The following is a 12,434-nucleotide window of genomic DNA, read 5'->3' as shown; positions in this document are numbered from 1 at the left end:
CTCACCGGGATGCTGAAACCGGATATTGCTACCCTAACTTAAATTATCGAGGCATTAATAAACAATAAGCATGGTACATTTACGGACAATTCTTTAAAGAGTTGCTAAAGACGATTAATCTTTGCTTAAAGAATTGAAAAACGATGTACTCCTGCAACTGCCAAGATTTTTCTCAAACATTGCAGTTAGAGACGGTATTAAATTGTAATCAAACAACTAGCGAACAGAAGAAGCGGATCGGGATTAAGCACAAAAATTGTTTCCATATCTTTGATAGCACATCCGGAAGCGCTAGATGTGATTGGTGTTACCCCTAAAACACTCATGCCATCTGGAAGTGAGGGCAAAATTTTGGCAGAACAAAGGAACAAAGAAGCTGAGGGGGATGGTGCTAAGCAACACGCTCACCTGGAGAAGCGATCGCACTCACCCTCCCCGAAGGCCCTCCTAGAAGGCTGCGTCTGCGGGCATTTCTATCTTTGGCTTTCCCCACTCGTCGCCGGAATGCTTCAGCTGTACAAAACGGTAAAATGATCGGGCTGAGGTAAGTAAAAGCTTAAGCGTAAATGCGTATTTCTCTGAACTGGCTACAAGAATTGGTTGACTTGACGATGACTCCGGCGGAGTTGGCGCACACGCTAACAATGGCTGGGTTTGAAGTAGAAGATATTGAAGACCGCCGCACTTGGGCGGATGGGGTGGTGGTCGGGAAAGTTCTAGAGATTCAACCCCATCCGAATGCAGATAAACTCAGGGTGTGTACGGTCGATGTAGGGGCAGCGTCTCCCTTGAATATTGTCTGTGGGGCATCCAATGCCAGAGCAGATATTTATGTGCCTATCGCCACCATCGGGACTTATTTGCCTGCTGTTGACCTGAAAATTAAACCGGCTAAACTCCGGGGGGTTCCTTCCGAGGGGATGATTTGCTCTTTAGCGGAATTAGGTTTAGCAAAAGAGTCCGCAGGAATTCATATTTTTGGGCAAGAAAATCTTCAACTGGGTAGCGATGTGCGATCGCTCCTAGGCTTAGATGATGTAATTTTAGACTTGACATCTACCGCGAATCGTGCTGATGCTTTGAGTATGGTTGGCGTTGCACGGGAAGTCTCGGCGCTGACGGGTGCCGCCCTGCGACTTCCACAAGCCCCAGAAGTGTCAATCCCGAAGGGGAATGGCGGTCTGAAGTTGCGAATTGCTTCGGGTCAAGCGTGTCCGGCTTACATCGGGACGGTCATCGAAAAGGTCAAAATTGCCCCTTCTCCCGCATGGTTGCAAGGGCGATTACAAGCCGCTGGAGTCCGACCCATCAATAACGTGGTAGATATTACCAACTATATTTTGCTGGAATGGGGTCAGCCGCTCCACGCCTTTGACCGCGATCGCTTGCAATCCGTGGCAAGTGGTGGTGGGGGAACTTCACCGCTCCAGATCGGGGTACGCTTTGCCAATACAGGGGAATCCCTCAAAACCCTGGACGGTCAAACCCGTACCTTGCAACCGCAAAATCTGCTGATTACTGCCAACGACCACCCGGTGGCACTGGCTGGGGTCATGGGCGGTGAAGAAACCGAAGTGTATGAAGGGACTGAAAATTTAATTTTAGAAGCCGCTTTGTTTGACCCGGTGGCAATCCGCCGGTCGGCACGCAGCCAAAACTTAAGGACAGAAGCCTCTGGGCGCTACGAGCGGGGCGTCAATCAGGCAGAATTGGGAATTGCTTGTCAACGAGCGATCGCGCTGCTCTCGGAGTTTGCAGGCGGCACTCCCGTAGCACAAGAAATTGCCGACACCAGACCCGACCCCTCAACTTGGAGTCGTTCGATTGAACTGCGTCTAGACCGGGTAAATCACGTTTTAGGCCCAGTAGAGATGGGAGACACTGAAACTACAGGGGAAGTTCACGCTGAAGATGTGGAGCGCATCCTAACGGCGCTGGGGTGTCAGCTACAGCAAGTGACGAAAAAAGATGAAGGCGGAACCAGGACGAATGAAGAAGATTCTAAGCTTCATCCTTCTGAATCCCTGAAGTGGACGGTGAAAGTACCGCCCTATCGCTACCGAGATTTAGAGCGAGAAATCGATTTAATTGAAGAAGTTGCTCGCCTCTACGGCTATAACAAATTCTGCGACACCCTACCAGATAAGACTGAACCTGGGTATCTTTCTGTCGATCAGATGCTGATGCGCCAGATGAGGGAAGCTTTCCGGGCAGCAGGATTGACAGAAGTCATGCACTACTCTTACTCCGTAGCGAAAACCAAGAACGAGACAGAAGTCGCGATCGCAAATCCCATGTTTGCAGAATATTCGTCTCTGCGAACTGAGCTGATCTCAGCTTTGATTGACTCCTTCCAGTACAACTTAGAACAAGGGAACGGCCCCTTGAACGGGTTTGAAATGGGTCGGATCTTCTGGCGGGAAGAAGACGGACTGATCGAAGCCGATTCCGTTGCTGGAATTTTAGGAGGCGACACCTCTACCCAAGGCACTTGGACGCGGGGAGGAAAGCCACAACCAATGACTTGGTTTGAAGCCAAAGGAGTGTTGCAAAGTGTATTTGAGCAACTCAGCCTGCCAGTAGAATATCAACCAGACCGCCGCGATCCACGGCTGCATCCCGGACGCACGGCGTCTTTATGGGTGCAGGGAAACCGATTGGGAACGTTTGGGCAACTCCACCCCCAACTCCGCCAAGAACGGGACTTGCCGGATGAAGTCTACGTGTTTGAGCTGGATTTGGATGTTGTCTTAGATTACCTGGATGCAGAGGAAAACCGGACGCCTCTGTTCAAGCCTTACTCCACCTTCCCCGCATCCAGCCGAGATTTGGCTTTGTTCGCTTCGATTCAAGTTTCTGTCTCAGACTTGAAACGAGCGATCGCGAAAGCTGCCATTGCAGACAAACACAAGGGGACATCCCTACTAGAATCCGTCGAGTTGTTTGATGAATATCAAGGTAAAAATGTCCCAGAAGGACAGCGCAGCTTAGCGTTCCGCTTAGTTTACAGAGCAAGCGATCGCACGCTTACCGATGAAGATGTCGAGCCAGTGCATCAAAAAGTCCGCGAAGCTCTCGTCGAAAAATTCGGCGTTAATCTGAGAAGTTAAATAAAGTTTTGAGGGTTGAATGTTGATTTAACCCTCAAAACTCAAAACTCAAAACTTTACTGCTATTAACCATGCCTAAATACGTAATGTGGGGAAGCTATTGCGAAGATGTTTTAGAAAAGCGATCGCCTTACCGGCAAGCGCATCTAGACGGTCTTGCTGCCCAAAAAGAAGCGGGTATTCTGATGACGATTGGCCCGACGAAGGACATCACTAAAGTCTTCGGCATCTATGAGGCGGAAGATGAAGCCGCCGTGCGCCAGTTAATTGAAGCTGACCCCTACTGGCAAAACGGCATCTGGACTGAATACGATGTCAAAGAGTGGATTCAAGCCATCTAATTCCACCAATCAAGCGCATCTCAATTGAGCAGATTTACTGAGAAGCTCCTCAATTCTCCTGAGAAGTAGGAAATTGAGGGGTTTCTACCTCTCCTTACTCAGGCAAAGCCAGCCCCACAACCACCGCCAGTTGCCATTTCCGATAGAATTTTGAGCATAAAATAAAGAAATCACCGTTAAATTAACCCTAGCGGTGAGGACTATGGTAGAAACCAGTAATAACAAGCACGGTAAGTTTTACAAAAACGCCACCAGGCTAGGGTTCTGTAGACTCTCAAGCAGACTGAACAGGAGTCTACTTGAGAGTCTGGCGTCGGCGAACAGGAGCCGTGAGAAGGTTGGAGATGACAGAATCCACGGATGAAGATAGCCAAAAGACAACACTGCGTCAAGCCCAAGCAGAGATGCTAGAAGCAGGCAAACAGGAGACTTTAGACATCTTTAGCGAACTTTTAGAGCGGCTGTGGGAACGCATTGTCGGTTTAATTGGCGAGACGGCGACGGTTGCTGTTTTTCGGAGTGCCCTCTTAGAAGCAAGTCGCGACCATCCGCTATGCCAAGAAATTAATATCGATAGCGATGGAATTTGCCTTAAGCAACTGAAGAACAATTTGGATGTCTTCGAGCGTACAGCCGTCCGAGCCGGACTGATGGCTTTTACTGATAACGTAATGGCTCTACTAATCGATTTAACGGGTGGAATCCTGTTGCGGAAGGTGGAACCCCTCGTGCAGCAGTTAAAACAACAACTGGAAAAGGGCTGAGGGATGAGCAATATTAAACTAATGCCGACAGGTGTTCCTAACTTAGACGCCGTAATGGGCGGAGGCATCCCTGTTTATTCACTGAATATTGTTGCTGGACAACCGGGGACAGGTAAGACAATCCTGGTGCAGCAAATGCTCTTTAACCACATCCGGAATCACAGCACTGCCAAAGTTCTTTACCTGACAACCCTTTCGGAGCCGACGTTGAAGGTGGTGCGCTATATGCAGTGCTTCAGCTTCTTTGATGTAGAAGTTTTTGGGGAACAGGTACTTTTTCAGGATATCGGGCCTTTTATCCGCGAGCATTCCCTGACCGAATTAGCTGACGAGATTCTCGCCAGGGTAGAAAAACACCAACCGGAAATTCTGGCGATTGATTCCTTTAAAGCCATCCGCGATTTGTCTGACGACGTGAGTGATTTTCGTCGTTTCTGTTATGACCTCTCCGTTCGTCTAGCGAGTGCGCGGTGTACCGCCTTTTTATTAGGGGAGTATGACCGCTCGGATATTGGCGAAGGGGCAGAGTTTGCGGTAGCTGATGGCATTGTTTATCTGAACATTGCACTCCAGGAGGGGGAACAGCAGCGTTTTCTCCAGGTATATAAAATGCGCGGTCGAGCGACGGAGATGGTGCCTTACCCGTTTGCGCTCACAGATGGGGGGGTTCAGGTTTTGGGTTCAATGCTGACGCTCAAACGTCGGGAGACAAGTTTGCAGGAGGAGAGCGAGACGGCATCGACAGGAATTACTGGACTAGATAGCATTCTTCGGGGCGGCATCCCTCAGGGGCGGTCTATCCTCCTTTCCGGTGTTTCTGGAACGGGTAAGACGACGCTTGCCATGCAGTTTCTAGTTAATGGCGCTCTTCAGGGAGAGAAGGGACTGCTGTTTTCTTTTGAAGAAACGCGCGATCGCTTGTTCCGAATGGCAGAGGGTTTCGGCTGGAACCCTCAAGATTTGGAAGCCAAAGGCTTGTTACGGATCATTTTTATTCCCCAGACGGAGATTCGGGTCGAGGAACACTTAGAGTACATGGCACAGGAAATCGCAAGTTTCCAGCCTTCGCGCTTTGTCATTGATTCTTTTTCTGTCTTCCTGCACAAAGTGAAAGATTTGGCAGTGCAGCGGGAAAAAACTTTCCAATTGTCCACGCTGGTGCAGCGGGTTGGTGCGGTGGGTTTTCTCATCTCGAATATTCCCGCAGGCGAAGTGAACCGCCTTTCTCGCTTTGGGGTGGAAGAAACTGTGGTGGATGGCACGATTGTCCTTTCCACAGACGTAAATGGTCTTCAGCGCAGACGCTACATTGAAGTTTACAAAATGCGAGCCGCTGACCATGTGCCAGGTCGCCACCGCATGGAAATCGGTCATCAGGGCATTGAGGTGTTATATCTGGCACCGACTGAGCAGAAAACTAGCGGAATGAAGACACCCCCGCTACTGGCTTTCTCACCGTTAAACGCGATCGCACGGGAGGGAGTTTTCTACGGTTCTGCTTGGTTGGTGCGAGGGGAACAGGGAGTCGGCAAGACGACGCTCGCTCAGCAGTTTGCGATTGAGGGATTGCAACGAGGGGAAAGCGCTCTTTTTATTGCCACAGAGGCTCCTAGCTACTTGCTACGCCAACAAATGGAAGTGTTCGGAGTCGAGATCGAGTCCTATTTGCGATCGCAACACCTGCGTATTTTAGATACTCATCCTTTCTCTAGCGAAGAATATATTGACCTGACTGATATGGAACGCTTTCTCTACGATATCGAGCGTCACCTGCGGGCAATGCCCAAACCCTGTCGGTTGATTACAGATTCTCTGACCCCGCTTGCTGTCCAATATGCTCCGGATGAGTTCATCACCTTCATCGAACGCAAGAATCGTCTGCTGCGGCAACTGGATGTGGCATTATTTGACACAATTCTCCCCAAAACACTCAATGAGAGCATTCTTTACAGCTTGCTTAATAGTTACGATGTCGTTCTGGATGTGTACGTTCCGAACTGGGGCGAGATGGGTCAGACGGGGCAAGGTTTTCGGGTACTTCAAGTCCGTAAATCTAGAGGGACTCACTCTGACACCCGCCCCTATCCTTACACGATTCGCCAAGGGAAGGGAGTTAGCGTCCAAGAAGGCTTTTACGGAGAAATTTAAATTTATATCTGGTTGCTTTTACTAAAAAGAGCCTTCCTACGGATAACGAGAAAGAAGGCTGGAAAGCTGTATCCTACTCCACCAAATCGATCAACCTCTGGTATGGGTAGAACCCCCCATCTTTGACATAGTGTATCGACGAATACTACAAAACAGGGAACAATATCATTAGACAAATTGACCGTGGTCAGATTGTTGAAGCGCCAAAATCAATAAAAAGCCTTTGGTAGGCTCTCCCGGAAAGCGCTAAGGGAGTACCTGCCAGGATAAATACCGCGATCGGGGAGTTATTTCGTAAAGACAACGCCAAGGGTGTCTGCTAAATTCTGGGATTTTTGGCTGCATCTATTGCTAGCCATGATTTGCCGCACGTTTGCGGACTGGCGATCGCTTTCTTCGCATCTAGTGAAGAGCGCCCTTGATGCTGTTTCTTACTTCCTTGAGGACTAACTGCTTGTAGCTTTGCTGCTTTCCTTAAAATTTTTGCTGAATTATAAAAAGCCTCGTATTATGTTGAAAAAAATCGATGAGGAAGACCTCCTCCTAAAGATAGATCCAATAGAAATTCAGGATTATCGGGTCTTGCAACCCGTGGATGGCTCCGAGTTGAAGTATATAGAGTCCGTGATGGAGCGACAGCGTTTGGTCAGTGCTTTGGAACAGCAGGCACGAGAGTTGGAGGCGAGTCAGATGCGCTTCCGCACTTTGGAGATGCTGTACGAGCTTTTTTGGCAACTGGGTTACACCTTAAACTACGAAGAATTGGTGCGACTGATGTTGGCACACCTGCATCGTGCCGTGCCCCATGATGTCTCAGCGAGCATCTTGATGACTGAAGACTTGTGCCATGTTTTCATCCAACCGAATTGCACCCTCGCGCCGGAAGTTCAGGAGGAAATCCAACAGCGGCTGCTCAAAACTTTTGTCCGCATGAGGGGGAAAAATACCCAACTAGAGGCGGAGCAATGCCCAATTACAACGATAGAGCCACAGGGATTTGATGGAACGCGATCGCCCATTCGCAGTTTGGGTTCGTCTTTCCAAGTGCCGATTATTAATGCTGAAGGCAACCAAGTGGTAGGACTGCTATTCGTGGCAGCTCAAGCGGAGGGAGCATTTACTGAAGAGCAGGTACGATTGCTGTACACGGTGGCGAACCAGGCTTCTGCCTCTATTCAGCGGTTGCGGACGCTGCTGGCTGCTGAACAACAACATTTAGAGAGCTTGGTAGAAAATTTGCCGGAGGGAGTGCTGCTACTGGATGCCAACCAGCGGATTGTTCTGGCAAACCAGGCGGCTTGGAAGTATCTGGCGCTCTTACAAAACCAGAGTTCTACTCCGAGCAATATTGTGACTTTTTTAGGAGAGCAGTCTTTGGAGATGCTGCTACAGCCACCGAGCGAGGGAAAGTTTTGCCATGAGGTGGTGCTGGAGGGAGTACAGCGCCAGGTTTTTGAAGTCGTCGCTCAACCGTTGATCGCCAAGGCGGGTTTAGGAACGAGCAATTGGGTGTTGGTGATTCGGGATGTGACAGAACGCCAGCGGGTCGAGGAAACTTCCCGATTGCGCGATCGCGCGATCGCTGCTAGTAGTAATGGGATTGTTATCGTTGACGCCAGACTGCCCGATTTACCTGTTATCTATGTGAATCCAGCTTTTGAGCGGATTACAGGTTATACGGCGGCGGAAGTCACCGGACGAAATTGCCGTTTTCTGCAAGGAGAAGAAACCAATCAATCGGGGTTACAGGAACTGCGAACAGCGCTGCGGTTAGGAAAAGCTGCGACTGTTGTTTTACGCAACTTCCGTAAAGATGGCACCCATTTTTGGAATGAGTTAAATGTCTCGCCGATTTACAACAGCGAGGGTGTTGTTACTCATTTTGTTGGCATTCAAATGGATATTACGGAGCGCAAACAAGCGGAAGAGCAACTGCTGCACAATGCGTTTTATGATGTTCTTACCGATTTGCCCAACCGAGCTTTGTTCATGGAGCGCTTGCATCGGGCGCTTGAGCGGGCAAAGCATTCCGAGAATTATTTATTTGCCGTCCTGTTTTTGGATCTTGACCGATTTAAAAATGTCAACGACAGCCTTGGGCATATTGTCGGCGATCAAATGCTGATTGCGATCGCTAAACGCCTAGAAAAAAGCCTTCGCCACGGCGATACGGTAGCGCGTCTGGGTGGAGATGAGTTTGCGATTCTGCTGGAAAATATCAATGGGATCGGCGATGCTACCCATGTTGCCGATCGCATCCATCAGGAACTGACTTTGCCGTTAAATTTAGACGGGCATGAAGTATTTACCACCGCCAGTATTGGCATTGCTGTAGGGGCGGGATCTTCTTGCTCCGACTATGGGGGTTATGAGCATCCAGAGGATCTCCTACGCGATGCCGATATCGCCATGTATCGAGCGAAGGCACTGGGAAAGGCTCGTTATGAGGTCTTTGATAAAAATATGCATGCCCGTGCAGTGGCGCTGCTTCAGTTAGAAACTGATTTGCAAAGAGCGACTGAACGAGGAGAATTTCTCCTTCACTATCAACCGATTGTATCTCTACAAACTAACCAGGTTGTTAGTTTTGAAGCCCTGTTACGTTGGCAACATCCCGAACGTGGTCTCGTTTCTCCGGGAGAGTTTATTCCGGTTGCAGAAGAAACCGGATTGATTACTCGGATTGGCTGGTGGGTACTGCGCGAAGCTTGTACCAAATTGCGCGAATGGCAGACGCAATTTCCGAGTTCTATCCCTTTGAGTATCAGCGTAAATCTTTCAGGTAAACAGTTTTCTCAACCAGATTTAGTGGAACGCATCGCTGAGATTTTCGCGGAAACTGGCGTGGATGCTAGCAGCTTAAAACTAGAAATTACTGAAAGCGCCATTATGGAAAATGTTGAATCTGCATCAGCGATGCTTTGGCGACTGAGAAAGCTGGGCGTTCAGTTGTATATGGATGACTTCGGAACAGGTTATTCATCCTTAAGTTACCTGCGGCGTTTTCCGATCGATAAGCTGAAAATTGACCGATCTTTCGTCACCCAGATGGCAGGGGATAATGAGAGTTTGGAGATTGTCCGGACAATCGTGATGCTGGCTCACAATCTGGGAATGAATGCGATCGCAGAGGGTGTGGAAACCGTAGAGCAACTGGCTCAACTGCGATCGCTTCAATGCGAATACGCCCAAGGATATTTCTTCTCGAAGCCGGTCGATGCTGACACTGCGCGATCGCTCATTGCCAGCTCAAACACTCATTGATTCCTGCAACTCGCAAGTATTGAATTCACTCATTTCTGACAACTCAACTTTAACGATTTGGAGATAAGTCAGCATCGAGAAGAATAAATTAGGTTCTTGTGCCGTATTTAATTCAAATGAGAATTGCTATCGATTTCTCGATTAATGTCCTAGCTACTAGCTGCTAAAACATTCGTGGATGCAGGGTGCAGCAATCCTGTCAAAAGTGATGCCGGACGTTGGCTGTAAGGCCAAGCAAAGGCATGACGGAATGCCGCCTCTTGACAAGCTTGCAACTGTTCAAAATCAATAATATCCAGTGTCAGCAGATTCTCATACTCAAAAGGCAGACGCACATTGTGTAATCCAGCATTATCAGTACAGATGGCAATATCTACACCCGCTTCAAAACAGCGGTCAAACACCAGTTTGAGTTGACGCATATCCTCCAACGTGCCTGTTTTTAAGTACGTGGTAGGACATACTTCCAAACACTGATTTTGTTGAGCCAATTGTGGTAATAATTCTGGGTATTGCAGGGGGATTTGGATGCCGTGACCAATTCGCATCAAATACGGCAGCAGTTCCGGATAACAGCCAGAAGGGGTTTCGTAGAGATGACCCGTGGTTTTAACACCGAGCGATCGCGCATCTTTATATAATTGGACAAATTCATCCAAACGCTCGGAAATTTGAGCATCTCCCCCCGCCATGTCCACCGCACAGACATATTCCTTCTTCTGTGCTGCTAAATCAACAATCGCCCGGTTTACCTCATAAGGTAGCCGCGAGTGCATACACAGAATTTGACTGGTGACAATCGGATATTCAGGCACCCGGCTGGCTTTACCGACAATGTCCACAATCGTCGCCATTTGATCAATTCGTTCTGATTGGCTTAAATGCTCGGACGTTCGCAGATACGGTGTATATCGCAACTCCAAATAAGCCAAATTCTCAAAGATATAAGCACCCCGAATCAGCCGATAGATGAAATAGGGCAAAGTTTCTGCCGTTTGCGTACTTTCCACCAGCGTATGTAGTTCTAAATACTCATCGAGGGTGTTGCGGGGTCGCGTGTAAAATTCTTCAAACTCTGGATAGTTCGGAAATCGTTGAGCTAGCTCAGAATCGCTGCGATGGAAATACCGCCAAAGAATACGAGGTACAACAGAACCGCCTAGATGGCGATGTAATTCAGCATATAAAGACACAGGAACCTCTTGCCGTAGTTGTGGAGTTGTTATCTTGTTAGTTGCTAAGGGTGCGCGGTGCGCCCCTTGTAGATGTGAAGCTGCGAATTGTTAATCTGAAGTTGACAGCGGTAGCACCATCTGTTAATAATTGTAATTTGTGAAAACTCTAGCTCTTTTAATAAACCCTTGGCTAACGTAGTTGTGATCGGTGCCCAGTGGGGCGATGAAGGCAAAGGTAAGATAACTGATTTACTGAGTAAATCAGCAGATGTCGTAGTACGTTACCAAGGGGGTGTCAACGCTGGGCACACCGTCGTGGTGGAGGATCAGACCTTTAAACTGCACCTGATTCCCTCTGGAATTTTATATCCGGACACCGAGTGCATTATTGGTTGTGGGACGGTCATCGATCCGCAGGTTCTGATTGAAGAACTGGATCAATTAGAAGCTCTGAAGATATCTACCCGTAATCTACTGATTTCTCAGAATGCCCACGTCACGATGCCTTACCACAGGTTAATTGACCAGGCATCCGAGGAGCGACGCGGTAGCTATAAAATCGGTACCACCGGACGTGGGATTGGCCCCACTTATGCAGATAAGTCAGAGCGAACCGGCATTCGGGTTTTAGACTTGATGGATACCGAAGGGTTGCGCGAACAGGTGCGATGGACGATCGATTATAAAAACGTCATTTTAGAAAAGCTTTACAACTTACCGCCCTTGGATGCAGAAATCGTGATCGAGCAGTACCTGGGGTACGCCGAGCGTTTGCGTCCGCATATCGTGGATAGTTCCCTAAAGATTTACGACGCGATTGGGCGACGGCGCAATGTTTTGTTTGAGGGTGCCCAAGGAACGCTCTTAGACTTAGATCACGGAACCTATCCTTACGTTACCTCCTCAAACCCAGTCGCCGGGGGAGCTTGCGTGGGTGCTGGGGTGGGACCAACGATGATCGACCGCGTGATTGGAGTAGCGAAAGCATACACGACGCGGGTAGGAGAAGGGCCGTTTCCCACCGAACAGAATGGTAGCGTCGGAGAAATGTTGTGCGATCGCGGGGCGGAATTTGGCACCACCACAGGGCGCAAGCGCCGCTGTGGATGGTTTGATGCGGTGATCGGTCGTTATGCCGTGCGAATTAACGGTCTCGACTGTCTCGCGATCACCAAACTAGATGTTCTCGACGAACTAGAGGAAATTAACGTCTGCGTCGCCTACGAAATTGATGGCGATCGCACCGAAGACTTCCCCACCAACTCTCGTCAATTTTCCCGCTGTCAGCCGGTTTACAAAACTCTGCCCGGATGGAAACAATCCACTGCTGACTGCCGTACCCTGGAAGACTTACCCCAGCAGGCGTTGGATTATCTCAAGTTCCTGGCAGAGCTGATGGATGTCCCAATTGCGATCGTCTCCCTCGGTGCTAGCCGCGATCAAACGATTATAGTAGAAGATCCGATCCACGGACCCAAGCGGGCGCTATTGCACGCCAATGGCACGCCGGTAACATCACATCGGTAATAGGCGAAAAAATTAAAAGTTAGAAATTAAAAATTGAAGAAAGACGATTTTCTAATTTTTAATTTCTAATTTTTCATGAAGATGCCAATTACCAAGTCACTATTA

Annotated in this window: 9 protein-coding genes; 8 read left to right on the top strand and 1 reads right to left on the bottom strand. The window is 48.8% G+C overall.

Annotated elements, in window-relative coordinates:
• The first annotated feature begins 270 nt into the window (after positions 1-270).
• The 7 genes from NDA03_RS11990 to NDA03_RS11960 all read left to right on the top strand — a co-directional run bounded on the left by NDA03_RS11990 (position 271) and on the right by NDA03_RS11960 (position 9,627).
• Positions 271-534 carry a hypothetical protein gene (locus tag NDA03_RS11990; protein ID WP_190534642.1) on the top strand — a complete coding sequence of 88 codons (264 nt, stop codon included), beginning with the start codon at positions 271-273 and terminating at the stop codon, positions 532-534.
• Positions 535-566: 32 nt separating this feature from the next.
• Positions 567-3,110, top strand: coding sequence for a phenylalanine--tRNA ligase subunit beta (pheT, locus tag NDA03_RS11985; RefSeq protein WP_348238112.1), 2,544 nt, complete (start codon positions 567-569; stop codon positions 3,108-3,110).
• A gap of 71 nt (positions 3,111-3,181) precedes the next feature.
• Positions 3,182-3,451, top strand: a complete 270-nt coding sequence (locus NDA03_RS11980) for a YciI family protein (RefSeq protein WP_190412575.1) — start codon at positions 3,182-3,184, stop codon at positions 3,449-3,451.
• Positions 3,452-3,795: 344 nt separating this feature from the next.
• Positions 3,796-4,215, top strand: coding sequence for a hypothetical protein (locus tag NDA03_RS11975; RefSeq protein ID WP_348238111.1), 420 nt, complete (start codon positions 3,796-3,798; stop codon positions 4,213-4,215).
• Between the two features lie 3 nt (positions 4,216-4,218).
• Entirely contained in the window at positions 4,219-6,363 is a 2,145-nt protein-coding gene (locus NDA03_RS11970) for an ATPase domain-containing protein (RefSeq protein ID WP_348238110.1), read from the top strand.
• A gap of 312 nt (positions 6,364-6,675) precedes the next feature.
• Positions 6,676-6,813, top strand: coding sequence for a hypothetical protein (locus NDA03_RS11965; RefSeq protein WP_190534649.1), 138 nt, complete (start codon positions 6,676-6,678; stop codon positions 6,811-6,813).
• A gap of 60 nt (positions 6,814-6,873) precedes the next feature.
• Positions 6,874-9,627 carry an EAL domain-containing protein gene (locus NDA03_RS11960; protein ID WP_348238109.1) on the top strand — a complete coding sequence of 918 codons (2,754 nt, stop codon included), beginning with the start codon at positions 6,874-6,876 and terminating at the stop codon, positions 9,625-9,627.
• Between the two features lie 149 nt (positions 9,628-9,776).
• Here the strand turns inward: NDA03_RS11960 and NDA03_RS11955 are convergent, their stop codons facing one another.
• The gene (locus NDA03_RS11955) at positions 9,777-10,820 is read right to left on the bottom strand and encodes an adenosine deaminase (protein ID WP_348232890.1); all 1,044 of its coding nucleotides are present in this window, start codon (positions 10,818-10,820) and stop codon (positions 9,777-9,779) included.
• Positions 10,821-10,988: 168 nt separating this feature from the next.
• Here NDA03_RS11955 and NDA03_RS11950 point away from each other — a divergent pair, with 168 nt between their 5' ends.
• Positions 10,989-12,329 (top strand): adenylosuccinate synthase, encoded by a 1,341-nt coding sequence (locus NDA03_RS11950; RefSeq protein ID WP_190425281.1) that lies wholly within the window; start codon positions 10,989-10,991, stop codon positions 12,327-12,329.
• Positions 12,330-12,434 lie beyond the last annotated feature (105 nt).

Origin of the sequence: Trichocoleus sp. Lan (assembly GCF_039961855.1) — a bacterium.
Taxonomy (GTDB): Bacteria; Cyanobacteriota; Cyanobacteriia; order Cyanobacteriales; family FACHB-T130; genus FACHB-T130.
Note: the sequence above shows the minus strand (reverse complement) of the source record. Positions and strands in the feature narration are given on the sequence as shown.

Bases quoted from the DNA above. Each gene is read 5' to 3' on its own strand.
- pheT (WP_348238112.1), top strand. From the start codon at position 567: ATGCGTATTTCTCTGAACTGGCTACAAGAATTGGTTGACTTGACGATG.
- NDA03_RS11980 (WP_190412575.1), top strand. From the start codon at position 3,182: ATGCCTAAATACGTAATGTGGGGAAGCTATTGCGAAGATGTTTTAGAA.
- NDA03_RS11975 (WP_348238111.1), top strand. From the start codon at position 3,796: ATGACAGAATCCACGGATGAAGATAGCCAAAAGACAACACTGCGTCAA.
- NDA03_RS11970 (WP_348238110.1), top strand. From the start codon at position 4,219: ATGAGCAATATTAAACTAATGCCGACAGGTGTTCCTAACTTAGACGCC.
- NDA03_RS11960 (WP_348238109.1), top strand. From the start codon at position 6,874: ATGTTGAAAAAAATCGATGAGGAAGACCTCCTCCTAAAGATAGATCCA.